General features: G+C 47.0%; 25 protein-coding genes and 1 pseudogene. 17 read left to right on the top strand and 9 right to left on the bottom strand.

The genetic code is table 11. From position 1 onward, the window contains the following. Window positions 1-103 precede the first annotated feature (103 nt). Window positions 104-2017 carry a sensor histidine kinase gene (locus ASG89_RS26030; protein WP_057313938.1) on the top strand — a complete coding sequence of 638 codons (1914 nt, stop codon included), beginning with the start codon at window positions 104-106 and terminating at the stop codon, window positions 2015-2017. After that, window positions 1995-3557: a response regulator transcription factor gene (locus tag ASG89_RS26025; protein ID WP_057313937.1), complete on the top strand. Its 1563-nt coding sequence runs from the start codon at window positions 1995-1997 to the stop codon at window positions 3555-3557. Before ASG89_RS26030 ends, ASG89_RS26025 begins: the two co-directional genes overlap by 23 nt. Window positions 3558-3855: 298 nt before the next feature. Here the strand turns inward: ASG89_RS26025 and ASG89_RS26020 are convergent, their stop codons facing one another. Next, complete coding sequence (locus ASG89_RS26020) at window positions 3856-4833, bottom strand: aldo/keto reductase (protein ID WP_057313936.1); 978 nt, start codon at window positions 4831-4833, stop codon at window positions 3856-3858. A gap of 234 nt (window positions 4834-5067) precedes the next feature. Between ASG89_RS26020 and acpS the strand changes: the two genes are divergently transcribed. Continuing rightward, window positions 5068-5457, top strand: a complete 390-nt coding sequence (acpS, locus tag ASG89_RS26015; protein WP_057313935.1) for a holo-ACP synthase — start codon at window positions 5068-5070, stop codon at window positions 5455-5457. A 310-nt stretch (window positions 5458-5767) separates the two neighbouring features. Here acpS and ASG89_RS26010 read toward each other — a convergent pair whose 3' ends face one another. After that, window positions 5768-6367, bottom strand: coding sequence for a hypothetical protein (locus tag ASG89_RS26010; RefSeq protein ID WP_057313934.1), 600 nt, complete (start codon window positions 6365-6367; stop codon window positions 5768-5770). Between the two features lie 99 nt (window positions 6368-6466). Between ASG89_RS26010 and mutY the strand changes: the two genes are divergently transcribed. Then, window positions 6467-7591: an A/G-specific adenine glycosylase gene (gene mutY, locus ASG89_RS26005; protein ID WP_057313933.1), complete on the top strand. Its 1125-nt coding sequence runs from the start codon at window positions 6467-6469 to the stop codon at window positions 7589-7591. 22 nt (window positions 7592-7613) lie between these two features. Here mutY and ASG89_RS26000 read toward each other — a convergent pair whose 3' ends face one another. Continuing rightward, the gene (locus tag ASG89_RS26000) at window positions 7614-8294 is read right to left on the bottom strand and encodes a Crp/Fnr family transcriptional regulator (RefSeq protein WP_057313932.1); all 681 of its coding nucleotides are present in this window, start codon (window positions 8292-8294) and stop codon (window positions 7614-7616) included. A 199-nt stretch (window positions 8295-8493) separates the two neighbouring features. Between ASG89_RS26000 and ASG89_RS25995 the strand changes: the two genes are divergently transcribed. Continuing rightward, window positions 8494-8841, top strand: coding sequence for a DUF805 domain-containing protein (locus ASG89_RS25995; RefSeq protein ID WP_057313931.1), 348 nt, complete (start codon window positions 8494-8496; stop codon window positions 8839-8841). A gap of 103 nt (window positions 8842-8944) precedes the next feature. Here ASG89_RS25995 and ASG89_RS25990 read toward each other — a convergent pair whose 3' ends face one another. The 5 genes from ASG89_RS25990 to ASG89_RS25970 all read right to left on the bottom strand — a co-directional run bounded on the left by ASG89_RS25990 (window position 8945) and on the right by ASG89_RS25970 (window position 13770). Further along, window positions 8945-9556 carry a superoxide dismutase gene (locus ASG89_RS25990; RefSeq protein WP_028555379.1) on the bottom strand — a complete coding sequence of 204 codons (612 nt, stop codon included), beginning with the start codon at window positions 9554-9556 and terminating at the stop codon, window positions 8945-8947. A 150-nt stretch (window positions 9557-9706) separates the two neighbouring features. Next, on the bottom strand, window positions 9707-9925 hold the full coding sequence (locus ASG89_RS25985) for a hypothetical protein (protein WP_057313930.1): 219 nt from the start codon (window positions 9923-9925) through the stop codon (window positions 9707-9709). A 70-nt stretch (window positions 9926-9995) separates the two neighbouring features. Beyond that, complete coding sequence (locus ASG89_RS25980) at window positions 9996-11120, bottom strand: Ger(x)C family spore germination protein (protein WP_057313929.1); 1125 nt, start codon at window positions 11118-11120, stop codon at window positions 9996-9998. Further along, window positions 11117-12217, bottom strand: coding sequence for a GerAB/ArcD/ProY family transporter (locus ASG89_RS25975; protein ID WP_057313928.1), 1101 nt, complete (start codon window positions 12215-12217; stop codon window positions 11117-11119). Before ASG89_RS25975 ends, ASG89_RS25980 begins: the two co-directional genes overlap by 4 nt. Further along, window positions 12214-13770 carry a spore germination protein gene (locus ASG89_RS25970; RefSeq protein ID WP_321166533.1) on the bottom strand — a complete coding sequence of 519 codons (1557 nt, stop codon included), beginning with the start codon at window positions 13768-13770 and terminating at the stop codon, window positions 12214-12216. The genes ASG89_RS25975 and ASG89_RS25970 overlap by 4 nt, the downstream gene beginning before the upstream one ends. A 325-nt stretch (window positions 13771-14095) precedes the next feature. Here ASG89_RS25970 and ASG89_RS25965 point away from each other — a divergent pair, with 325 nt between their 5' ends. The 11 genes and pseudogenes from ASG89_RS25965 (at window position 14096) to ASG89_RS25920 (ending at window position 22738) form a co-directional block, all read left to right on the top strand. Beyond that, complete coding sequence (locus ASG89_RS25965; protein WP_157276806.1) at window positions 14096-14527, top strand: GNAT family N-acetyltransferase; 432 nt, start codon at window positions 14096-14098, stop codon at window positions 14525-14527. A 142-nt stretch (window positions 14528-14669) separates the two neighbouring features. Then, entirely contained in the window at window positions 14670-15224 is a 555-nt protein-coding gene (locus ASG89_RS25960) for a DUF402 domain-containing protein (RefSeq protein WP_057313926.1), read from the top strand. Further along, window positions 15225-15824 (top strand): signal peptidase I, encoded by a 600-nt coding sequence (gene lepB, locus ASG89_RS25955; protein WP_057313925.1) that lies wholly within the window; start codon window positions 15225-15227, stop codon window positions 15822-15824. It begins immediately after the preceding gene. A gap of 40 nt (window positions 15825-15864) precedes the next feature. Further along, window positions 15865-17043, top strand: coding sequence for a tRNA epoxyqueuosine(34) reductase QueG (gene queG, locus ASG89_RS25950; protein ID WP_057313924.1), 1179 nt, complete (start codon window positions 15865-15867; stop codon window positions 17041-17043). Between the two features lie 39 nt (window positions 17044-17082). Then, window positions 17083-17269: pseudogene (locus ASG89_RS37880) on the top strand (IS607 family transposase); the annotation flags it as partial. A gap of 20 nt (window positions 17270-17289) precedes the next feature. Continuing rightward, window positions 17290-18450, top strand: a complete 1161-nt coding sequence (locus tag ASG89_RS25945; RefSeq protein ID WP_057313923.1) for an RNA-guided endonuclease InsQ/TnpB family protein — start codon at window positions 17290-17292, stop codon at window positions 18448-18450. A gap of 162 nt (window positions 18451-18612) precedes the next feature. Beyond that, window positions 18613-19152, top strand: coding sequence for a methylated-DNA--[protein]-cysteine S-methyltransferase (locus tag ASG89_RS25940; protein WP_057313922.1), 540 nt, complete (start codon window positions 18613-18615; stop codon window positions 19150-19152). Between the two features lie 34 nt (window positions 19153-19186). Further along, window positions 19187-20218, top strand: a complete 1032-nt coding sequence (locus tag ASG89_RS25935; protein WP_057313921.1) for an HD-GYP domain-containing protein — start codon at window positions 19187-19189, stop codon at window positions 20216-20218. Window positions 20219-20296: 78 nt separating this feature from the next. Next, on the top strand, window positions 20297-20518 hold the full coding sequence (locus ASG89_RS25930) for a YneF family protein (RefSeq protein ID WP_028555371.1): 222 nt from the start codon (window positions 20297-20299) through the stop codon (window positions 20516-20518). A 44-nt stretch (window positions 20519-20562) separates the two neighbouring features. Beyond that, a complete protein-coding gene (gene folE / locus ASG89_RS25925; protein ID WP_057313920.1) occupies window positions 20563-21150 on the top strand; it encodes a GTP cyclohydrolase I FolE in 588 nt (195 codons plus the stop codon). 262 nt (window positions 21151-21412) lie between these two features. Then, entirely contained in the window at window positions 21413-22738 is a 1326-nt protein-coding gene (locus ASG89_RS25920; protein ID WP_057313919.1) for a deoxyguanosinetriphosphate triphosphohydrolase family protein, read from the top strand. A gap of 917 nt (window positions 22739-23655) precedes the next feature. Here the strand turns inward: ASG89_RS25920 and ASG89_RS25915 are convergent. Further along, the gene (locus tag ASG89_RS25915; protein ID WP_057313918.1) at window positions 23656-24684 is read right to left on the bottom strand and encodes an alpha/beta hydrolase; all 1029 of its coding nucleotides are present in this window, start codon (window positions 24682-24684) and stop codon (window positions 23656-23658) included. A 296-nt stretch (window positions 24685-24980) separates the two neighbouring features. Here ASG89_RS25915 and ASG89_RS25910 point away from each other — a divergent pair, with 296 nt between their 5' ends. After that, window positions 24981-25724, top strand: coding sequence for an IclR family transcriptional regulator (locus ASG89_RS25910; RefSeq protein ID WP_057313917.1), 744 nt, complete (start codon window positions 24981-24983; stop codon window positions 25722-25724). Window positions 25725-26070 lie beyond the last annotated feature (346 nt).

Here is a 26070-nt window from a genome sequence, read left to right as displayed (position 1 = left end):
TTATCGGGTTTTCGGGTTTTTCGCTGCAAATAGTTCCCGCATGCTCTGTATTTTAGTTTAAAATAAGAGAACTACCACCGATAGAAAGACGGGATATAAGACCATGGGAACCATGTTGGGCAAAGGGAGAATGCGGTTTACGCAGATGACGAACCGGATTTCGATTCAAACGAAATTAATCGGTGCCTATATCATCATCATTTTGATTCCCATTATATTGATTTCTTGGTATTTATTTAATGAATTTTACCAAAATACGATCCAAGACACCGTGAACAATAATCAATACGCGTTAGAGAGCGAGAAGGCGAGTATTCTTAACAATATTGAAGCCATGGGACGCGCAGCGCAGTTTTCTATAACGGACAAAGAGGTTATTCAATATTTGCATAGCGCGCATGAGCTTGAAGTCTCTGAACTTGTTGATTTTAATATGAATACGTTCTCAAATTTGCAACGTCTCCTGTTTAACAACCCGAGTATCGCCAATGTTCGCCTGTTTACAGATAATCCGAATACCGAAGAGATTTGGCCCATTTTTCTCAAAGAGAGCCGGATTGCCGATCGATCCTGGTACAAGGATGTGCTTGCGCGTAAGGGTGAGGCTCGGTGGGAAATTTTGCAGAATGAGAAGGATATTATGAATCGCTACAACACGGATAATGAAGCTAGCTGGACCTATGTATCCCTGTTGAAGGAAATTTATTATCCCAAGGACACGCGCGTTGCCATACTTGAGGTCGATATGCTGATGGAGAATTTTTTCCAGAAGCTGTTCAGCCCCATTCAGGATGGTCAGTCGCATATGCTTGTGATCGATCGTCATGGCGGGATGTTCACGGGGAATGGCGATGTGTTTTTCAAAGGCATGAACATGGAGCAGCTGCGGCAAGCGTGGAACACTAACACGCATCCCGAAGGATCTAATTTCACGGTCACCATCGGGGATACGCCGTACCTGATCTTGGCGACGGCCATCGATAATCTGGATGCTCATTTGCTGAATGTAGTGTCCCTGAAAGAACCGGTGACGCAAATCCGTCATACCCGGAATTTATTTATCGCGGCAGCAGTTGTGTTGATTGCGCTTTTGTCAGCGATTACGTACTTCTTACAAGGGTTAATTCTGAAAAAATTGCATATCTTGCGAGACTCGATGAAAAAGGTGCGCAGAGGCGATCTCAATGTCCAGATTGATATGGATGCTGGGGGAGAAGTGGGCGAGCTTGCCCATCATTTCCGGCAAATGATGAAGAAGATGAATGAGCTCATCGTGGAGGCTGTGAACAAGCAAGCGGCGACGAAAGAGGCGGAGTTGAGTTCGCTCAAGAATCAAATCGACGCACATTTCCTGTACAACACGTTGGAAAATTTGAAAATGATGGCCGAAGTCGAAGCTCAGTATACGATTTCGAATGCGTTGACTTCACTTGGCGCCATGATGCGCTACAGTCTGAAGTGGTCCAGTGATCAGGTTCAGCTGCGCTATGAAATCCAGCATATTCAGAACTATATTGCGATTATGAACATTCGCTATGATGACAAATTAGAGCTGAAACTGGATATCCCGAGCAGCTATCTCGAGCAAGAGGTGTTGAAAATGTCGCTTCAACCCCTTGTAGAGAATGCGGTGAAGCATGGCATGAATATCGAGCGTGCCAGACGCGAGGGTGTGACGATCTGGATTCGTGCGAGCCAGAGCGAGGATGGCATGCTCATCGAGGTTGGGGATAACGGCGCAGGCATGTCCACGCATCAGCTAGAAGTGCTTCATGAGAAGATGCATATGGAGGACGCTTATTTTCATAACAAATATGGGAATAGGCCTGAGCGTGAGCAGGAAGGAAACGGCATCGGTATGCGTAATGTGATGCAGCGAATCCAAATGTACTATGGGAATGAGTATGGGATTTGGGTAGAGAGTGCGGAGGGGACGTATACCAAAGTATTCATGAAGCTGCCTTATTTGATATTATCTGGAGGAATGTCTACGGATGAGAAACATACTTATCGTTGACGATGAGAAAAATATCCGACTCGGCTTGAAAGCTATGATTGCCCGCGAATTTCCCGAAGCGTATACGTTCGAGTTTGCTGAGGACGGCGCAGAAGCGCTGCAGCTGTTGCAGAGTTCCACGGTAGACATTGTCATTACGGATATTCGTATGCCTGTGATGGACGGGATTACGCTGATCAATCGTATTCAGGAGTTAGTTCTGAAGCCTGCGGTTATTATTTTAAGCGGACACGACGACTTCCCGTATGCGAAGGAAGCGATCCGCTGCGAAGTGAAGGAATATCTCTTGAAGCCCATTATTCGGGAAGAGCTGTTTAGCGCCTTAGTTCGTTTGGAAAGTGATCTGAAGCTGAAGGAACAAATCTCCGAGCAATTGAGCAGTTCCTTCCAGCAGCGGGAAGCTTTCAAGGAGAGTCAATTGAGTTATCTGCTCAGGCATACGCATCTGGACGGGGAAACCATGAGGAGTAAGCTGGGGCAGATTGATATGGCTTGGGTAGAGGCGGGGTTTCAGGTTGGCGTGCTTCAGTATCGGGGAACGATAACGGGGATGAAGCATTCCGAATTTCCCGCTCGTATGCAAGATGAGCTGGCCCATGTGCCAGACCACTGCCGTGATCGGCATGCGATCGCGCTGGATAAAGAAAACCAACTAGTGCTCATCGCCGAGCAGGGGGATTTGTTTCCGTATTTGGTGGAGCGGATCGCGGGCGCGGGTTATTTCATGTACAGTATGGGGGTAAGTGACTACACGCGTGGCGTGGAGCGATTGCAGCCTGCGTATATGGAAGCGCTAGAGGCGTTGAAGTATGCGTTCTTGCAGTCGGGCCCAGGCAGTGTGAGCTATGAAACAATTTGTCATATAAATAAAGATTTCACTGTGCCTGTGGATAAGATTCAAAGAATCGCTAACATGCTCGGAACGGATCGCAACAAGGAAATGTCGGCGCTGCTATTGGACATATTGGACATGAAAACCGTGACTCGATTCGATATCGCCTATGTAGAGGCTGTGAGCAAGGCCTTGAACGAGCTTGTTTTTGATAAAGTGTTTCATGTGTATGGGGGAGAGTCTGTGGAGATCCTGCGGCTGTTCAAAAAGGTCGGTGATATCTCGAATTTCTACTATTTCTCCGATTACTTTCATAGTGTTGAGGGTCTGTTAGACCGACTCAATGCATATGTGCGCACGATGAAGACGTTCCATATCGATCACAGAGAGATGAAGATAGCCACGCAATACATACAGGAGAACTTTGATAAAGATTTGAATATGGCCATGGTATCGAATCATGTTTCTTTCAATTACTCCTATTTCAGTCAGGCCTTCAAGGAGTACACCGGTGAAAGCTTCGTTCATTATTTGAAAAGGCTGCGGATTGAGCGGGCACGCGAGCTGCTCGCAACAACGGATTTCAAGGTTTATGAGATCAGCGAGCGGGCTGGCTTCGAGAATGTGAAACATTTCAGCCGTGTATTCAAAGAGATGGAGGGGGTTAGTCCCCAGGAATATCGGGATCTGCGTGAAGTGATAAGCTGAATGTGAAAGAGGCCGTCTTGAAGTAGATTCTTCTACTTCAAGACGGCCTTATTCACTGATCTAACCCACCTCTAAACGCAGCTGAATTGCCTGGGACAAGGTGGCGAGAGGAACGTAGATGCTCTATTGCACCGAAAACATTCGAAATTTGCTCCGAGAGGAACGTAGATGCTCTATTTCTTCGATTTTCGCCATATTTGGCAACTTCTTGGTGAAATAGGACATTCTCGTTCCCTTCGACGTTTATTTTGCTTATTTCGTCGGAAATAGTATACCCTCGTTCCCTCTATGGGTGAGTCTACGGCATGCGCACGCCGCGGGAGCTCTCGAGCAGCGTGTACCACTCTTCGCGGCTCATGGTGTCCGCGATGCGAACTGCGTCTTCACAAGCGACGATACGCTTGGCAGAAGAAGTGCCGATGACCGGCTGAATGCGTGCCGGATGCTTCATGAGCCAGCCGAGCACGATGGCTTCGGGCGTCGTTTCTTTCTCAGTGGCCAGCTTCTGGACGAGTGCGGCCGTTTTCTTGACGGTTTCAGGCGCATCCGAGATATCGCTGCCGGAGAACTTGCCTTTGGCGAGTGGGCCCCAAGCCTGAATTTGAACGTCGTTCATTTGGCAATATTCAAGGATGCCATCTGCGAAATTAACGCCGGCGCCTACCTTCTGATTCACCAGAATACCTTGCTCAACCCAGTCCACGCGCGCCAAGCTCATCTCCAATTGGTTCACGACAAGTGGCTCAGGCAAGGAGTTTTGAATGAAGCGCATTTGCGCGGACGTCATGTTGGACACGCCGAAATGGCGCACCTTACCCGCAGAGCGCAATGTATTGAAAGCTTCCGCAATTTCTTCAGGCTCCATAAGCGGATCCGGGCGGTGCAGCAGCAAGATATCGATGTGCTCAACCCCAAGACGACCAAGAATGCCGTCAACGGAGCTAAGGATGTGACCTTTGCTAAAATCAAAACGCTGTGGGTTCTGATCATCTTGGAAACGAATCCCGCATTTCGATTGCAAAATGATTTGATCGCGCAAATCCCGTCTATTTTTGAGAACCTGACCGAAAACAGTCTCGGAATTCCCTCTTTTATAAATGTCGGCATGATCGAACATCGTAATTCCGATAGATAATGCGGCTTCTACAGCTTTTTCAGCGGTGATGTAATCTTCCTTGGTTAAGGCATTTCCAGCCCAATCTCCGCCTAATCCCATACATCCGAAAACAATTCGGCTGTTCGAAACTCCTCGTCTTTCCAGTGGCATGATTTTCACTATGATGGCCTCCCAGCTATAATTTCTACGCTTAGTATAACCCCTGAGAAAGATTGGCATAAGAGCTGAAAATAGTGTTACTTACTTACCTCAACGTAAGCTATGGTTACTCAAGGAAGGGTGATATGGCATATACGATGCAACCAACTAGATATGTTCCCTTGACCTTAAGCGAGGAATCAGTTAAATTGTACGCAAAAGGCTAGTTCTGGAAGAAGAGAGGATCGGCTAACGATGATCATTGGGGTCGGAACGGATTTACTTGAAATCGCGCGAGTGCGCAGCATGTTAGAGGGTTCTTCAGGTGATCGGTTTATGGAGCGGATTTTGACACCAGCGGAGCGGGATTTGGCACAGAAGCGCCGCGGACGGCTCGCGGAATTTGTGTCTGGTCGTTTTGCGGCGAAGGAAGCGATCGTCAAAGCAATTGGCTGCGGGATTGGTAAGCAGATTGGTTTTCAAGATGTAGAGGTGCTGCCGGACGCGCTGGGCAAACCGATCTGTACGGTGAAGGAAGATGCTCTGCTCCGGGCAGGACTATCAGGCAGTCATCGCATCCATATCAGCATTACGCACACGGAGTCCATGGCTGCTGCCTATGCGATTGTTGAGCAAGTCGTGTAAGCAGCGACTTCCACATATGCAGCAATCTCAGTAACTTGTTGCAACCCGCTGTAATTTGCGGCCGCCAGTGGCAGTCTGCGGCGACCAGCATCACAAATAACTGGATTTTCTACATCTAAATGGACGAAATATCGGCGTTTAAAGCAAATAGATGGATTTTCTGCTGTTAATTTCAGCCAAACCTAGCTAAAGTAGCTATTTTCGGCGAAAATAGATGCAGAAAATCCATCTAATCATTGAGGAACGCGTATTTGTCATAAAATAGCTGGAGGTTTTCCAGTTATTTTGGGTTCGTGTTCAACTAAGATCCCTACCGCGCCCAAACTCGCAGCATATACCCACTAACAAGCAGGCTGATGCCGCCCATTCCCTCAAGAACCATCCCAGAATAGCCCAAATACCACACGCTCATCAGCACGGTTAGCGCGAAAAGCCAGAACCCCACATAAATAAGTGATCTGCCGAGCAGCAGTCCAACTTGAACGAACCCGATCGCGAGTAGAAAAGCTCGCAAAATAGGAGCAAACAGCGGATTCACCGCACCGATCGCCTCTAATAAAGCCACTGCGGCAATGAGCATAGCGCCAGGCAGGACTAGGAATACCGGATGCCCCCAGCCACTTTTGACAGTATCATCAGTCGTACGCGTTTCCCCCGTGTTAAACAGTTTCCGCATTCCCCATATCTGAATCAAACTGGCCACCACGGCTGTAACGAAAGCCGCTTGCTTCAGCCAATCCAAGTCGCGCCAGTACAGCGCAAAATCAATGATTGCACTAAACACCCACTCAGCGCCCCAAATGAACAGAAGGGGAATTAGACCCTGGGCCTCGCGCAGCCAATCTTTTCTTTTATTTTCTAATTGTTGTTGTCCTGGTGTAGTCATATCAGCTTGTTTCGACGTTTGCATACATTCACCTCTAGTTTTATGTTCCGCACTTCTCGTATAATGGTACCATATCTATTCATCCATTATAACTTGAACGTGCCCCATAGAGAAGGAGTGCCCATGTACAGCGAAGAACAGAAGATGTATTTTTCTAAGAACCTCTTGGATTGGTACCAGACACATAAACGAGATTTACCTTGGCGTAGAAGTAAAAACCCTTATTATATATGGATATCCGAAGTGATGCTGCAGCAAACACGCGTAGATACAGTAATTCCGTATTTCCATCGGTTTGTGGATCAATTCCCAACTGTGGAGGCCTTAGCGACGGCACCGGAAGAAAATGTACTGAAAGCATGGGAAGGTCTCGGCTATTACTCACGTGCGAGGAATCTGCAAACTGCGGTTAGAGAAGTTCATGAACGTTACGAAGGTATTGTCCCGCAAAATAAAGCCGACATCTCCGCGCTCAAAGGCGTCGGTCCGTACACATCAGGGGCGATCTTGAGCATCGCCTATAACAAGCCGGAGCCAGCTGTCGATGGCAATGTGATGCGCGTGCTTTCGCGCTATTTTCTCATCGAAGAAGACATAATGAAGCCGTCGACGCGGACGATTATGGAGAAGCTCGCACGCGAGCTCATTCTGGAGGGGACCGCCAGCGATTTCAATCAAGCTCTCATGGAGCTGGGAGCTATGGTGTGTACGCCAAGGTCACCGCATTGCTTGACATGCCCTGTCATGGCGCACTGTTCGGCACGTGAAGCAGGCATGGAAGAAGCCCTGCCCATCAAAAAGAAAGCCAAACCGCCCCGTCCAGAACTGAGGGCCGTGGCTTTCATCGAAGGTACAGGTGAGCATGCAGGCAAATGGTTGATCAGACAGCGCCCGCAAGAGGGCTTGCTCGCCCGGATGTGGGAATTACCGCATGTCGAGTGGACGCAAGACGGCTGGCAGTCCGATGAGGACAACCAGACAATACTTCGCGAAGCCCTTGCTGAACAAGAGCAAATTGGTATTCAACCCGATGAGTGGTTCATGGATACGGAACATATTTTTAGCCATATTGTGTGGAAAATGAAGGTGTACCGTGCAAAGCTCGGTGACGCGAATCGTCCAAGTACCGGAGAAGAATGGATTCCGTTCCATTACCGTTGGGTAGGGCCGGAAGATCTCCAGAACTATGCGTTCCCCAATGTTTTTGTCCGAATCATCAAAGAATGGCAGGACCGTAATGTTGAGTAGCTGCAGTCAGAAGCCTACAATCTTAACGAATCTCGGCCTGAATCCCTTCGATATTTATTAAGGTGATGAGTTTTTTATCAATAAGAATCAGCTCATCATCAAGCAATTCCTGTAGTACCTTTGTGACGGACTCCCTTACTGTGCCAACCAAGTTGGCGAGCTGCTGATGAGTCAGCTTAACATCAATCAGAAGACCGTCAGGGGTAGAGATTCCGTGCTGCTCAGACAATCGAAGGATTGTTTTAATAATACGTGAGCGAACCCCAAGGAACGTCAAATCGTAGATTTGATCATTGGCATGGCGTAACCGTTGCATTGTCGTTTCCAGGAGCTTTAGGCATAGCCTAGGGCTCTTTTCCATGAACGTGGTGAAATCAGTGCGGTTGAGTACATAGAGGGTGCAAGAAGCCATCGTTTCAGCTGTTGCCGAACGCGTCATCCCGCTGCTGAGCAGTGACATCTCTCCGAAGAAGTCCCCATCACGAAATAAGGCCAGTGTGACCTCTCTCGCCTCGTCCAATCGGTAAATTTTTACTACGCCAGATTGGATCAGGAATAATTCCTCACCAATTTCGCCTTCTTCAAAAAGTATGGTTTCCTTCTTTACTTTCTTTTCTGTAAATAAAGGGGCAATCCCGATCAGATCTTCTTCCGAAAGCTCATGAAACAAGGGGACATGTTGAAGTAACGGTACGATGGTCAAGGGCTCGTCATCTCTTTCCGGTTGTAGAATTATTTACCATTATCGTACAACTTCGTTTTGTCTGCGTAAAGAGAAAAGCGAAAGAGAACCTAGCTGCGATGGAAAAGATGTATGAGATGCTCCAAACTGGAATATGAATGGGAGAAAGTTAACTATCCAAGACACTGTTCGGTGACTACATGAAAAGGAGTCGTTGCAGATGGAATGGTATTTAAAAGTGCTAACAAATTATGTAGGGTTTTCAGGCAGGGCAAGACGCAAGGAGTATTGGATGTTCGTTCTATTCAATATTATTATTTCTATTGGTCTTGCTATCGTTGAGTCCATCATCGGAGTAGATAAGTTCTTGTCAGGTATTTATTCGTTAGCAGTCCTTTTACCTTCTCTAGCCGTAGCCTTTCGAAGATTGCATGACACCGGTAAAAGCGGGTGGTGGTTGCTGATTAGCTTAATCCCCCTAATTGGCTCCATTATTTTGCTTATATTCTTCTGTCAAGACAGCGACGACAACGATAATCAATATGGACCAAATCCGAAGAGAGAATAAGAGATCCGAGGTAAAAGCGGTATGCAACAAAAAAGCGACCCCTCAGGGTCGCTTTTTCAATCATAATACAGGGATCTTTTAGCGGAGCTAAAAGTCTCTCAGATTACTTCGCTGCGTCGTAACGTTTGCCAACTTCGTTCCAGTTAACAACGTTCCAGAAAGCTGCGATGTAGTCAGGGCGTTTGTTTTGGTAGTTCAGGTAGTAAGCATGCTCCCAAACATCAAGACCAAGAACCGGCGTTTCGCCTTCCATGATCGGGCTGTCTTGGTTAGGCAAGCTGTATACTTTCAATTTACCAGCTTTGTCAACAGCTAGGAAAGCCCAGCCAGAGCCAAAACGTGTAGTTGCAGCAGCAGCGAAATCTGCTTTGAATTTATCAAAGCCGCCAAGCTCGCTGTCAATAGCAGCTGCTAGAGCGCCTGTAGGTGCGCCGCCAGCTTCTGGTCCGATTGTTTCCCAGAATAGGGAGTGGTTAGCGTGTCCGCCACCATTGTTACGAACTGCTGTGCGGATATCTTCAGGAAGGCTGTTAAGGTCAGCAATCAGGTCATTAAGGGATTTGTCATGCAGAGCTGGGTGTTTGTCCAATGCTGCATTCAAGTTAGTTACATAAGCGTTATGGTGACGATCATGGTGAATCTCCATCGTTTTTGCATCGATGTGCGGCTCAAGAGCCTCGTTAGCGTACGGAAGAGCTGGTAGTTGATGTGCCATTGAATAAATACCTCCTAAAAATTATGTAGTTTCAATCTCATTATGAATGAACCAAGCTAATAAAGCAACATTTGTGTTTACTAAGTCGGTCGTCCGAAGTAGTTACTAAGTAGTTACCCAATAGTTACCCAATCGTAACTCAATCGATAATCAAATGCCGCGACGTTCCATTTCCCGTGTGATTTGATTATGCAAGGCGGTATCTTGCTCGTGAAGGTAGGGGGATAAGTCGCTCATCGTACGGTGGAGCTGGAGCAGCTCGATCTCCGTCCATTCTTCTGGTTTTTTCGTGCTCATAAATTGAAAATCTGGAATTTCACGAGGATACTCATGTGCTGTAAGTTCATGATCCAATTCTTTATCGAACATAGGTTTCACCTCTTTCTTATCGGAATATCCTCCTATAAGATGGTGTTTTTTGATCGATCTCATACATGCCTTATAAGGTTTCGCCCATATTCTTTATTTTCGTCTTCACTTGTATACGGACCTCAGCTCGTGAAAACGCGTGTCCCCAATCATCCTGCACAGATTCCCAAGCCTTGAATTGATAGCCTCTCGCATATAAGCCTAGACCGATGGGATCAATTTCATGCTGTTGCATTTTCGTAACCAGAGCGTTCATTTTCGCTTCCAACTGCTCATTAATCTGAGTTTCCAATCGGGCTGCTTCCTGCCTGACATCAACGGCGAAATATTTTTCAGTCAATTGAACAGGGATCGATAGCTGAATATCAAAATGGAACTTCTGCTGGTCATACATAACCTTAATGTCTCTTTTCACACGCAAAGCGAAGAAGCTTATCGCCCCTGTGTCAAACAGCGAATCGCCTTTTTCCTCAGGGATCACGACAGTTAAGGTGAGAGAGCCCTGCCTGTCATTTTGCAACATTTGAAGGAATTGATTCTCTTCATTGTTGATCGGATAGGCATACTTGCCTTTCTTATCGAGCAGCAGCGTGCCTATAGCATCAATGTCCCCATCCTTGCGCAGGTTCGTTATATACGGCGTGATCCCTTTATCATACATTTGCCGATGGAGGTCGAATAAGTTTGTAGATTGTACAAGGCTGCGCATATGAGCGGTATCCACTAGTTTGGCTATATGCATCGACAATCTTCGTTTATCTCGTGGCGCGAAACGCATAACCTCTTCCACGGAGCCATCAACGGCGATGACGCGAGCAGTTTCCGACGTTTTGGGATCACGGTAGAAGACGTCCATGAGCTTAAACCAGTCATCATGAGCCAGAATCCGCTTGCTGATCAGCACATTTTGGATTTTACCTGCACTGATCAGCGCCGATACGCGTCCCTCGAGTTCGTTCCGTCCATCTTTGATGGTGATAGCCTTCACTTGCACCACTTCATTCTGCTCTTTGGCTTCCTTACTAAAGACCGGACTTGATGAATACATAACAAGATGATTGTCTTTATCCAAATCAAATCCTACCATGAGCACGAGTGTAACATTTTCTAAGGGCATCTGATCTTTGCAGCTGGACAGGCCGGCGATGACAGAGAATACGAGCAATAACACAAGGCTTGTGCGCATCGGCTTCATGAGGAAAACCTCCGTGAGAATCCGCGCAGGGCAGCTAGAACGGCCCACAACAGTGGCGGCATAACAAAGGCGATGCAGATGCCGATCGTTTGTATGAAGCTGCTCAATTGCAAGCTCTCATTCCAGCCAGGGTTCCATATCCAGGCCAAACCAATCATGGCAGTAAGAATGAACAGGATGTGCAAGCGTGGATCTCCCTTGATGCCAAGCTGCTGCGTACATAAGACCGTCGCAAACAACATGGGAATCCAGCATCTCATAATAATGAGCAGGTACATGGAGAGAACCATAATATCAAAACGTTCCAGAAAGCGAAATTCAACAAATTTGAATAGCGACATGAGTGTATTGTGGAATTGCGTGATTTCATCCGGACTGAAATTAACATAGGCAAGAATCGTTACTAACAGGTAAATGAAAAAAGTTAACCCATTTGCAAGAATGACGCCGATGGAGGCGGAGCTCTTTTTTTCCAAGTAAGGATAAAGAAAGAAGGTGATCTCAAAGCCGGTAAAGGCCAAAATCGTCGATCGCAAGGTTTCGAAGATCGGGATCCAGCCATGCTTGAGGACAGGCAACAAGTGAATCCAATGCGCATGCTTAAATAAATAAAGACTAATCAGCAGGAAGGTCAAAGAAAGAAAAATAAGGGCTTCCGAATAGCGGCCAATGTTGCGAAACCCTCCCCTTGTGATCATATAAGCAGGCAGGAAGAACAACAGCATGAGGACGGCGGTATTGGTCTGCTGCATAATCCAGTTCTGAATGAGAAGGGCCATGCGATTATAGATTAAAAAAATAAAGATGAGGAAGTAGCTGATAAACATCAGCATTCCGATTTTTCCAACCCAACGACCGAAATAGTGATTCAGCAAATCAATGACCGTGCCATCGGGGCGCCTTTTCATAATCTGAATGATCATCAAGCTGCTGGCTGTAGAGGCAAGCCAACCAATGACTAAAACAATCCACCCATCTGTACCGCAGCCTTTGGCGAGGTCGCCAGGCAGAGGAACGAGGCCAACACCCATCTGAACACTATGTATAAGCAAAATGTACTGAAATAGCGTAACCTGATTGCCTTTACCTGGAATCATGTAGTATCATCCCCTTTCTGATTCACCTTGCCGTATCGACGCTTTTGAAGAGAACGGACGCTTTTGGGCCGATACACCATATTTCTGAGAGGCAGGCGGATGAACACATCCTTCCAGTCTGATATTCGCAGCGGTGCAATGGGCGTACTATACGGTTCTCCGAGAGATTTTAAGGAGATGAGATGCGCTAGGATAACCATCGCGCCTGCGATCATCCCTATGATGCCGTACAGAGAAGCGAGCGTCATCATCGGAAAGCGAATTAATCGAACCGATGACGCCATGTCATAATTGGGGAGAATGAACGAAGCAACCGCCGTGGAGGCGACGACAACGACCATGAGATTGCTCACAATGCCTGCTTGAACCGCGGCTTGTCCAATGACAATCCCGCCTACAATGCCTACCGTTTGTCCAATTGGTGCAGGTAAGCGAACGCCGGCCTCCCGCAGCATCTCGAGCATAATCTCCATGATGAGTGCCTCTATAAAGGGAGGGAATGGGACCGCTGACCGAAATTCTCCGATCGACAAAATTAAATCTAGAGGAATCAGTTCATGGTTATAGGAGATGCAGGCAATGTAGAAGGCGGGTAGGAAGGCGGCGATCAAGCACGCAAAAAAACGAAGCAGTCGAAAGAAGGTAGCAACGGGCCACCGATTACTGTAATCATCGATGCCTTGAAAGAAGGCAGCTAAGCCTACTGGTGCGATAAGTACGCTTGATGAACGGTCCACGACAACACAATATCTGCCTTGCAGAAGTTGCGAAGCGGCAGTGTCTGGTCGCTCCGTAGTAATCATCTGAGGAAATAAGGAGAGGGGATTATCCTCAATCAGCTCTGCAAGCTCCCCTGTATTCAAAATACAGTCAACTTGCAAGCTCGTGATCCGGCGCGCCAATTCAAGGCGAATCTCGGGAAGTGCAACATCCTCTAAATACAAGATGGAAACCCTGCTTTTCGTTCGTTTTCCGACAAAAAACTCTTTAATCTTTAGCTCTCGGCTGGAGATGTAGCGGCGAATTAACGCAATATTTTGACTGCCTGTTTCGACAAAGCCTTGATGAGCGCCTTTCAGTGAGGCTTCAATTTGAGAATCAGAGATCGCTCGTTGAGGCCATCCTTGGGTTTCTAATGCAAAAGCATGCGCTTGCCCATCAATAAATAGAATGCTGTAGCCATGTAAAATCGATGCTTCAACCGCAGACCAAGCCATGTGGTTTTGGAGTTCGCCTAATGTGACAGGAACTTCATCCTGCTCATCGCCAGATGTGTGAAACATGAGATGATAAAGCACATTATTATTGATGGAGCTTTTATCCACCAACCCTTCTATAAAGGCAAGCGCGGCAGGGGCACCAGATTTTTTGTAAGTAAAAGTGCGAACGATTAAATCAGGTGTGTCGCTGAAAATCGTAGTGAGGTGGTCTATATTTTCCACGAGGCTAGGGCTAATATCGACGATTTCTGGCGCTTGGGCTTCTTGTTGATGGGCCGAGCCCTCTTCGAGCATGCGAGATGCGGCCTTGAGTAACCGACGGACCAATTCCATATGCAACCATCCCATATATTCTCAATTTCATAGTTCTGTTTTACATTGTTCCTTGGCGGTTCTCATTTTATGCGTCTTATGCGTCTAAAAGGCTAGGTCATAACGGATCGCAAAGAGGTAAAAAGAACTAGAATAATCAGCAAAGACGAAAATAATTTGTTGGAAACGCTTGCATTTAAGCGCTTTCAAGAGATATATCGAAAAAAACAAAGTTTTTTGTGAATTTCACCACATTTTCAGCAGGATTTCGTGTTTTTTTGTCGTATTTACTTCTTTACCAGAAAATTAATCTCTACAAATTAATATGGAATTGGGAGAGAACCGTATGCATGTTCGTTCATTTCAGCTTGGTGATACCTCGTCGGTTAAAGAACTTCTAGAAGACGTTCTGTCGGAAACCTGCTATGAGGAGACGATTGAAGCCTTCGCTCGTCAGCTATCGTGGGACACGGAGCTTGTTTTAATCGCTCAAGAAGAAGAGCAAGTCGTAGGCATGATTATCGGCACGATTGATAATAACAATGGCTACTACTATAGGATCGCAGTCGCAACAGCATATCAACGTAAAGGTATTGGCAAAGCTTTGATCGGGGCAATGAAGCAGCGGTTTCTCGGGCGGAATGTTAAGAAAATTATGGTAACAGTAGATGTACACAATGAAATGGTGCTGCCTGTGTATGAATCTGCTGGGTACAGTTCAGATGATTTTTCCAGAGCTGCTCATCGGCTTAGCATTGTCAAAAAAGTAAGCGTGTAGTCGTCACTTGTTGCTGATAGGGAAATAAATGAATTTGCTTATAGGGAGCATATCTGTGCCGCCATTGCAATTGGGGGTCAGATATGCTTTTCTAGTATAATAAGGTGACGTTTCGGCAGCAATTTACAGAGGAGCTTGGAATATGGATACTTTCACGCCGTATGTGATAAAAAGCTTCAAACACGACGGGCATCTCCATCGCATGTGGTTGACTAATTGGCGGGTTCCTTCAAGTATGCTCCATGAAGAGCATCAGAAACAGGGCATGCTTGTGTTCATTAATAGTCAAACTAAGATTCAAGAAGCGGATGGCAAGGAGTGGGTAAGCCGCATTCCCGGTGTTTCTTTTTTTATTCCGAAAATGTGGTTTAATATCGTTGCTCTTATTGAAGAGACAGGGGTGCGTTATTACTGCAATGTGGCCTCTCCTTTATATGTGAATCAGCAAATTTTAACGTATATCGATTATGACTTGGATGTTATTCGGTTGCCAGATCGATCTGTACATATTGTGGATCAAGACGAATACGAGCGTCATAAGCTAGGCTACCATTATTCGTCCCTTGTCGAAACGAAGGTGAAAGAAGGGCTCGCAGCGCTGCTGGCATTAGTGAATGAGGACAAGCCTCCTTTCCAGGATGATATGGTGATCTATTACTATGAGCAATGGGAAAAGTATAAGAGCGGAGGCGGTTAAGTGAGCTTCTTTGTAGGGCGAGAAGATTCGAAAAGGAAGGTTTCTGCACAAGGGTATGTTCATGAATCGAAAAGCTTCACGCACGAGCTGTGGGATTGGACGAAATCCATTCTCGTAGCTCTTCTTGTTGTTATTATTGTTCATCAATTCGGTTTCAATCTATCTACGGTGCGTGGTCACTCGATGGATCCGACCCTTCGAGAAGGGGAGTGGCTCTTCGTGAATAAAGCTATCACCTACTTGAAAGCACCGAGCCGAGGCGAAATTGTGATTCTTGAGGAGCCTGAGAAGTTAGCGTTACCTCAGCACCCCTTGTTGGTCAAAAGGGTCATTGCAATCGCAGGTGATGAAGTGCAGGGCCGCCAAGGGGCGCTTTATGTAAATGGCGATAAAGTATCAGAGACATATACGGATACGCTTATCCAGGATGGCGATTTCGGACCGACAGAAGTCGGACCGGGCCAGATCTTCGTCATGGGCGATAATCGGCATCTGGCAGCAAGTGCAGACAGCCGTATGTTCGGAGTCATACCGATCAGTCTCGTTCAAGGACGAGCTGACTTCGTGTTATGGCCGTTAGACATGGCGGGAAAGCTGTAAGTACAACCCATAGATGATGTGAAAGAGAGAGGTGAGCAGATTGGCGGTTTCCATTACAGACACAGCAGACTGGCGCAAGCTACAACAAGAGATCGTGGAAGCCGCACCCTCTCTTGGCATTGATAAGATCGGCTTCACTTCTGCGGAGCCGTTTCACGCATTGAAGGATATCCTTCTCCGCCACAGGGAGAAGGGCTTCGAATCCGGCTTCGAGGAGCCGGACATCGAGAAGCGGGTACATCCCGAGCTGAGCTTCGACGCGCCGCGGTCGATCATCTCGATCGCTGTCGCGTACCCGTCGAAGCTCCCGAACCCGCCCCGATCCGAGCCAGGGGCTTATCGGGGCATGATCTCGCGCTCCTCGTGGGGGAGCGACTACCACGACGTGCTTCGCGACAGACTCGCGAAACTGGAAGCCTTCATCGCCGAGCGCGTGCCGGAGGCGAGGCTGCAGAGCATGGTCGACACCGGTGCCCTCGTCGACCGGGCCGTCGCCGAACGGGCCGGCATCGGCTGGAGCGGCAAAAACTGCGCCGTCATCACCCCCGAATGGGGATCATGGGTATATTTGGGCGAAATGATCACGAACATCCCGTTCGAATCCGATATAGGTATTATGGACCAATGCGGTGACTGCACGATTTGTATCGATGCTTGTCCAACAGGGGCGCTAGTCGGCCCAGGGCAGCTGAATTCGAGCCGCTGCATCTCGTTCATCACACAGACCAAAGGGTACGTGGATGATGAATACAAACGCAAGATCGGCAACCGACTCTACGGCTGTGATACATGCCAGGTCGTCTGCCCGAAGAACAAGGGGATGAACTGGACGCATCATCCCGAGCTTACGCCTGACCCGGAGAAGGTCAAGCCGCTCCTTATTCCCTTGCTCACGATGTCGAACAAGGATTTCAAAGAGCAGTACGGGCGCATCGCGGCATCCTGGCGCGGCAAAAAACCGATCCAGCGCAACGCGATTATTGCGCTCGGCAATTTCAAGGACGCGTCAGCGGTGCCGGTCCTGACAGAGCTGCTGCGGAGCGATCCTCGCCCGGAGATCCGGGCTACCGCAGCTTGGGCATTAGGGCGCATCGGCGGCGAGGAAGCTATCGCTGCATTAAGTAAAGCTGCTGCGGCTGAGCAAGAGCCGCAGGTTCGGATGGATATCGAGAAGGTACTGGCTGCACTGAATAACCAAGTGATCATACAGGAGGAATAAACAGTAAACGAAATAGAAGACAAAGAAACATACTTAGTAATCATTGAACCGCACAAGGATAGAGTTATCCGCTTTGGATTTGATTGGTTTAGAGATTTTCTGGCTTCACAAGGTATGGAAATATTAGTTATAAACAATGATGAGGGTGTCACCAGAGGAAGAGATTGTTAAAGACTTAATTTCAATCATCCATGTATTTTCGTGTCGGATTTATGGATTAAGAAAAGATATAAAGGATGAGTTTAAATGAGATCATTTAAAACAGAACTTAAGCCGAGTATAGAACAAATTAAAATTATCAATCAAACGATTGGTGTAAGTAGATTCACTTATAACTTTTACTTAGCACACAATAAGGAAATTCACGAAAATGAGAAGCGCTTTGTTTCAGGTATTGAATTTTCAAAATGGCTAAACAATGAGTTCATCCCCAAGAATCCTGAGTATTGCTGGATGAAAGATGTTTACGCAAAAGCTACTAAACAATCGATCATGAACGCTGAAAAAGCATTTAAGAACTTCTTTAAGGGAGTAAGCAAATTCCCTAGATTCAAAAAGAAGAAAAATCAAGATGTAAAGATGTACTTTGTTAAAAATGATGCAAAGGTTATCATTCCATGCGAAAGACACAGAATTAAAATCCCTACACTTGGATGGGTTACATTAAAAGAATATGGATATATTCCAACAGATGCAATTATTAAAAGCGGTACCGTATCCATAAAGGCAGGAAGATATTTTGTATCTGTGTTGGTAGTTGACAATAGCTCACCTATTGTTCCTTCGAATCCGAACAATGGAATCGGTATTGATCTGGGTATTAAAGATTTTGCCAATATAAGCAATGTTGAAAAGCCAATTAAAAATATCAACAAGACTTCAAAAGTAAAAAAACTTGAAAAGTCATTGAAAAGGCAACAAAGAAAACTTTCGAAGAAATACGAGAGTTTGAAGGAAAATACACGAAAAGGAGATGCTACTAGGCGTAATATATCCAAACAGGTCTTAAAGGTACAGAAACTTCATTGCAGGCTATCTCATATTCGTGAAAATCATATTAATCAAACGATTAATACAATTATGAAGCAAAAACCAAGCTTCATTTCAATTGAAGATTTGAATGTTAGAGGAATGATGAAGAATAGGCATTTGTCAAAAGCAATAGCACAGCAATGCTTTAATCAATTCCGAATCAAGTTGACGACGAAATGCAAACTTACTGGAATTGAATTGAGAATTGTTGACCGGTTCTATCCCTCTAGTAAGACCTGTTCATCTTGCGGGAAAATTAAAGAAGATTTGAAATTATCAGATCGACTTTATGTCTGTGGATGTGGCATTGTGATGGATAGAGATAAAAATGCTAGTGTTAATTTGTTGAATGCTCTAACGTATAAAGTAGCATAATCAAGCTATTATACGTATGTACCGATGGCTAGTCGGGAATTTAAGCCTTTGGAGTGCTATATCAAATGTTAGTAGATATGAGTTATATCGAGAACAGGCACATTGAAGAAGGAATTTTCTTGATATGGATATTTTGTCCATATTTTAAGTAGCAGGATTAAGATGAAACAGCCGCCGCAAGAAACAGTCTTGCTCACCTATACCGAGATCGACTCGCCTATCGGTCCCCTCGTGCTTGTGGCATCCCCACAAGGACTCTGCAAAGTCGAGTTCGGTACCTATGAGAAGAATCGAGAACAACGTGAACAATGGGCAGGTCGTTGGTATGGGGCGTTTGAGCTGAGCGAAAATGCAGAGCAGCTAGCGCCCGTAGCTGAGCAGTTAACGCAGTATTTTCAGAGGGAACGAGAGAGCTTTGAAGGGGATATGGATCTACAAGGGACGGATTTCCAAAAGCGTGTGTGGCTGGCTTTGCAGACGATCCCTTATGGGGAGACAGCTTCCTATAAACATATAGCGGAAGTGATTGGCTCGCCTAAAGCGGTTAGAGCCGTAGGGGGAGCGAACAATCAGAATCCCATTCCTGTTATCATTCCTTGTCATCGGATTATTGGAGCTAGCGGGGATCTTGTGGGTTATGGCGGGGGCCTTCCGACCAAAGTGCACTTATTAGATTTGGAACAACGAACACTGTTCTCCTAGAAGTTCAACAATTACAACATGTGGAGTGAATCCTATGAAATATGTGCATTTGGATTCGGTGGAGGCTGGCCAATACCTGGGACGCACGATATACGCCAGCAATGGGGCTATTTTGCTTTCGGAGAATGTGCAGCTAACCGTATTTATGATTAATACACTGAATCGCATTGGTGTCACGATGATATATATCAAAGACCCGAACTTAGAAGATGTGGAGATCCCAGAAATCCTGTCGGATGAAACGAAGCGGCTTGTCATGACACAGATGGGGCAGACGTTCGCATCAATTCAGTCGGGTAAAGAGTTCAACTCGCGTAACGTCAGCATGTCGATCAATACATTGTTAGATGAGATTATGAAAAATCGGGATGTCCTCGTACAGCTGAATGATATTCGAACGCAGGACAACCAAATGTACATCCATGCCATGAACGTCTGTATGATGTCGGTGCTCATCGGGATGAATATGGGAATGAATGCAACCCAATTGAAGGATCTCGCCATGGGGGCGCTTCTGCATGATATAGGCAAAGTGGAGCTCCTCACAGACGATGAATCGGAGGATCCGCGAAGACATCATACGTGGCGCGGGTTTGAGCTTTTGAAGAATAAGCGCGAGTTCAATCTGCTTATTGCACATGTTGCCTTTCAGCATCATGAGGCCCTGAATGGAGAAGGCGTTCCGAGAGGGATCTTGAGTGAAGAGATTCATCTCTATGGCAAAATAACAGCCGTCGCCAATATGTACGATAATTTGCTCTTTGATATGTCTGCAGGACGCCGCAAGCTGCCGCATGAAGCCTGTGAATATATGCTGGCATTGGCGGAGACGAAGCTGGATCGCGATGTGTTGATTCAATTTCTGAAAATAGTTTCGATCTATCCGACAGGAACTTCCGTTCGGTTGACGAATCGGGAGACCGGCGTTGTCGTGGGTCAACACAGGGGGCTTCCAACGCGCCCGATTATTCGGATTGTGAAGCAAGATGCCACAGATAAAGTGCTGGAGATCAAAGAGATCGACCTGGCCAAAGAAACGACGTTATTCATTGAGCAAGTTCTTTAATTTGTAAACCGTGGAACAGTAATGATATGATAGAACAAGCATTCTATTCTAAATTTGTACAAGCAGGGGGCATAGGTTATGTGGAGTTATTTAATTCCCATTCTCACGTTGATTGTTGGTTTGGTTGGCGGTTTCTTTATTGGTGTATTCTATTTGAAGAGACAGCTGGAATCCATGCAGAACAATCCTGAAATGCTTGCCAAAATGGCGAAGCAAATGGGCTACAACATGAATAAGCAACAATTGAATAAAGCACAGCAAATGATGAAGAACCAAAATTTTAACCAAAAGCGGAAATAAAATACATTCTTAATTTTAAGAAACAGGGTGGAGTGGTAGAGAAGATGGCATCCATCGATTATAAAAATGCATTAGTCGCGGAGAATCGTGAGCAGATTGAAAGTCATGTCCGTGAAATTTTGCGACTGATTGGTGAAGATGTAGATCGGGAAGGTCTGTTGGATACGCCAGCTCGTGTAACGCGTATGTATGAAGAAATTTTTGCAGGGTATGCTGCGGATCCTCGCGAAGTACTTGGTGTAACTTTTGATGAACAGCATGAAGAGCTGGTTATTATCAAAGATATCGTTTACTACAGCCAGTGCGAGCACCATATGGCGCCTTTCTTCGGAAAAGTCCATGTTGGTTACTTGCCGAGCGGCAAAGTGGCTGGTCTGAGCAAATTTGCACGTTTGGTTGATGTTGTTACACGCAAGCTGCAGGTACAAGAACGAATTACCTCTGAAATTGCTGACATCCTATTCGATGTGCTTAAGCCGCATGGCGTCATGGTTGTCGTTGAAGGCGAACATATGTGTATGTGTGCCAGAGGCGTGAAGAAGTACGGCAGTCAGACGGTAACGTCCGCTGTACGCGGTTCCTTCCGTAAGGATGCAACACTGCGTTCGGAATTTCTTTCCTTATTAAAATAATAAGAGCACCGGGGAATGTGCATGGAGACAATGGTCTTGTGCATCATTCCCTTTTTTCAATTGTGCGCCATATTAGGCTTGTTGGGGCACGGAGAATATAGTATTCTTTTAAAAATATAATCCTTCTGCATCGTGAGGTCGAATGGTTACTATCGTACATGCTCTCGCATAAACTGATAATAGTGTGAGGAACGGCTTTAGGGGCAGGACACAGGTGAGAACGGCGCCCTACAAGCGCTAGAGGGCAAGAGGAGGCAAGCATATGAACAACATACGGAAATATCGGCCTGGTGAGGCAGCTTCCTCAAAATGGAGTGAAGAACGGGATGAATTTGAACGGGATTATGCAAGGTTGATTCAGTCACCGACTTTTCGTCGTTTACAAGGGAAATCTCAGGTGTTCGGAGCCGGCTCGGGCGATTACTATCGGACGCGTCTGACACATTCCTTGGAGGTTGCACAGATCGCGCGGGAAGTGGCGAAGCGATTAGAGCGGACGAATCCCTTTTTGAGCAAAAGAGAGCATCCAGGCCTGATCATCGATCCGACCGTGGTCGAGTGTGCATCCATTGCGCATGACTTCGGTCACCCGCCTTTTGGACATAAGGGCGAAGAAGTGCTCAACCATATCCTGATGAGGGATCACGGCTTGAAATATGAAGGCAATGCGCAAAATTTCCGGATTCTCATGTTTTTGGAAAAACGAGCGGGCAGCGAGAGCGGCTTGGATCTGACGGCAGCTGTGCTTCTCGGCATCAATAAGTATCCTTTTTTGATCGAGGAAGAGGGGCGATTGAAGGGTGTATACGGGGCAGAGTGGGAAGTCATTCAAGAGCTGCGTGATATTTGGAAAATGCCTGCCGGTTGTTCCACGCTGGAAGCGCAATTGATGGATTTATGCGATGATATTGCCTATTCCACACATGATATCGAAGATGGCATCCGCGCAGGCAAAATTCAAATGAACGCCACCTTCTTCGAGGATCAACGGTTGATCAGGCATCTCGTGATGGAGATATTAAACGATCCCAACCAACATAAATTCGGCTGGGAGCAGGTTGATATTGAGCAGATGGTGCGCCGGGTTCTCCATGATTATTTGGAGCAATGGCAGCTTATTTTTGCCGAGTGCAACGGCGAGGAGTCACGGACGCGCAGAGAGATGAAAGCGCGCTGGGTCAGCTCATTCGCCAGCCGCCTCGACATCATCGACGACACAGAACGCGGTTGGAAGAAGGTCGCTCTCGTCAAAGACGGCGCAGAGGACATGGACCTGCTGCGGACGATGGAGATCCTCAAGAAGCTGGCGTGGGTCACGCTGATCAAGGACTTCCGGGTCCTGCGCTTGCAGAAGCGCAGCGAGATCATCGTCGAGCGTCTCTGGGACAGCTTCATCGAGAAGGACAAAGGGCAGTGGATCATCCCGCCCGACTGGATCGATAGCTACGAGCGGCGCAGCAGCAACAGCAATTGGAGCTGGCCGCGCTTCATCGCGGACTACATCTCGGGCATGACCGACGCCTATGCGGAGAAGGTGTACGCGGAGCTGTTCGCGAGCAAATCCGGCTCGATCTACGAGATGGATTGAGTGGGCCTGCTGTAAGCCAGGGCTGACGTGATGCGGCGGCAATGCGTGCCGTCGCCGCCTGGCCGTCGTGGCGGCAACGCGGGCTGTCGTCGAGCGGGGCAGCCCATCGTGGCGGCAACGCGTACCGTCGCCGAGCCGTACAGCCCATCGTGGCGGCAATGCGTGCTGTCGTCGCCGAGCCGGGCAGCCCATCGTGGCGGCAACGCTTGCCGTCGTCGCCCCCGCGCAATCCACCCCGCCGCCCCCGCGCGAATAGATGGATTTTATACATCTAATTTAGCTAGTTTTTCAGAATTCAGAGGAATAGATGGATTTTCTGTAGTTAAATCAGCGAGTTTTGGGGATATCGGCGAAAATCGCTACATTTAGCTGTACTTTTTACAGTTAAACTCAAAAAACAATGAAATAGACAGAAATTAGCTGTATGTTTTCCAGTTAAGTTCGTGGAGCGGGCTGGCAGGCGTACGTGGGGGCTTGAATCGAGTTGTATTGGTGCGCTAATGCCCAAGAGCACAGTCAGGTACCGCGCGCTGGGAGTTGCGAGTACTGCGGAAAAAATTTAAGCTACTCAACTTACTTTCTCCAATAACCGCCCCTGACAGCACCCAACATTCAATCGTCGCAAACTAGCACTTCAAAGTAGCCATCACCCAACCCAACCCAACCCAACCCAACCCAACCCTCACCGTGCATAAACTAGCATTCAACAGAGGCCACGTAACACTTAGCACATACCATTACTTCAAAGTAGCCGTCATTCAATTAACTCTAACTAGACTCCAACAACACTTGTCGGATGAGTAACTCCAACTAGCCTCAAAGCAACCAGCGCTGCTTGCCTCTTTTTCGTTTAGGTTTCGAATAGGATGCAAGACTAGTAAACGGCAAAAAAATACCGACCTCATCAGAGGTCGATTTTATAGGGAGGAGGGAATACCAGCGTTAACATGCTCGGATGTGGCCGGTGGTTCAATGCTGCCTAGAAAGTCCATCGTGCGGCTCACATACGTTTTGGGCTCAGCTCGATACAGGAGTTCATGCTGTGCGTTAGGGAGAATCCATAGCTTAGAGGCGGTGTTATGTTGCTGCTTGAACATAGCTTCCACTAAAACATGAGGAGCTTTGTTGTCATTTGTGCCATGAATCATGAAGATCGGCATCTCATATGACGTTGTGGTCACTTTAGTGAAGGGTACGTCATGCAAGCTTACGCCATTAAGCAATGGGAAAAACAAACGAACAAGTGGCAGAGAAGGGTATTTAGGCAGGCGTACGATCTGATTCATATTTTGATAAAGGGTGTCCGAGTTCAGTAGAAATGTACTGTCCAGAATCATCCCTGAAATATCCCCGTTTTGCTGTAGAGCAGTCTGTAAGGCAGTACCTGCCCCCATGGAAAAGCCCCAAATAAAGATCGAACCGCCAGTGGACTGTTTGATGTAATCAATGGCCCCAAGCAGCTCTTGGGATTCCTGAACACCGCCGGTCATGAGGCGACTACTAGTGGGATTCACATAGCCATAGTCAAACATGAGAACGTTATACTGTTTTTTATGAAGCTCGCGGGCTAACGTATACAAAGGAACCCATTCTTCTTCACGATTACCACCATAGCCATGTGAGAAAATGACAGTTTTACTCGAGCCGGTAGCTGGGACGAACCAACCGTCTAAAGTGGAATTACCGTTGTGACTCGGGAAGGTAACGTTCGCATAAGGAAGTCGAACTGCCTTCATCGGATTCGAATGTAGAGGTTCAATATGCGGTCTAGCTAAGGTCCAAGCAATGTAAGCGTGGAAGATGAGAAGGATGGAAGTGCATACAATTAATAAGGCTAAAAGAGTCGTGATGATAAGCTTTTTCCTACGTAAAAAAGGTTGCGTAATGACTTGGTCGATTGTCGGTTGAAGCGAACCAGTTACGGGATTTAGAGTGGTTGTAGACATGCTTGAAGCCTCCCTCCGTGAAGATGTGTATGTGAAAAGCCGCTAGGTAGAGGTATTACATGGGAAGGAGAGTTAATTGTTTAAATATTCTGATAAGTGATACTGTACTTTAATAGTATTCTGAATGCGCTTTCAAGTCAATGTAGATGCGACATTTGTAAGCCTTTTGTAACGGTTCTGTAATAATGGGAAAAAGAGGTGTTTGACCTTTACGGTTCGATGTAGTTTCGTTATACTGGACATAACAAGGTTTCATATAGTGAAACAGTTTGGCTTATGAAGGTGGTGACTCTTCTATGGAAGATGGCAAGCTGACCGTGCGTGCTGTTGAGCGCGCTTTAGATATTATGCTTTGTTTCACGGGAGCGTCCGAATTGACGTTAACTGAAATTGCTACACGTGTGCAGCTTCATAAAAGTACAGTCCATCGCCTTCTAGCATCCCTAGAAGGCAAGGGCTTCATCATGCGTGATGAAGCGACGGATAAGTACAGACTGGGTTACCGGCTCTGGGAGCTTTCGGCTAACCTGTCCAAAGAGGGAGACCCCGGCATCATTCTGCTGCCGGAAATGGAACGGCTGCGCGATCAACTCGGCGAAACGATCTCGCTGTACGTACAGGACGGCCTAGTGCGCGTGCGCATCCAAGCCGTCCAGAGCAACCATGCCATTCGCCGAGTTGCCCCTGTGGGGGCGCGAATGCCGCTTTACGTCGGCGCCTCGAGCAAGGTGCTCGTCGCCTTCGCTGAGCCAGGGCTGCTGGAGCAGCTGCTAACCTCGGCCGATTGGCCGACTGGGTTAGACACGCACGCGTACCTGCAGCAGCTCAGCGACACAAGACGCGCGGGCTTCGCCACGAGCGTCGAAGAGCGCGAGCCCGGCGCGGCGGCTGTGTCCGCGCCGATTCTCGACCGCGGTGGCCGGCTAGTAGCCGCCCTCGCGGTTTCGGGTCCAGCGAACAGGCTCACGCTGGAGCTGATGCAAGAGCAGGCGCCGACGATTATGGAGGCGGCGCGGCGGATGGGCACCATGCTGAGCTAAGAGCGGGGCAATATTGGTCTTATTGCAACTGATAAGCACCTGCGGTGGTCGTATCTCACGATAAGACCTGACAAAGTGGCTGTCCCACTGCCGATTCGTGTTTAGATGGAAAAAGTACAGCTAATTTGCTCGTAACTGACTTGTTTTCGAGATTAGATGGAGAAACTACACTAGCGTTGCATCAAAGCTAACACGAAAAAATACTTCAATTATTTACTATTTATGTAATTTTATCTTATATTTTCATGGACAATGCATAAAAAAATCTCCAGTGTAGAGATGTAGGGACCTAATCCATACATCTCATACAAAGGAGAACACAGTTTCAGAGCCGGATCACGGTGAA

This window comes from Paenibacillus sp. Soil766, assembly GCF_001428105.1.
In the GTDB taxonomy this organism is placed as follows: domain Bacteria; phylum Bacillota; class Bacilli; order Paenibacillales; family NBRC-103111; genus Paenibacillus_E.
Note: the sequence above shows the minus strand (reverse complement) of the source record. Positions and strands in the feature narration are given on the sequence as shown.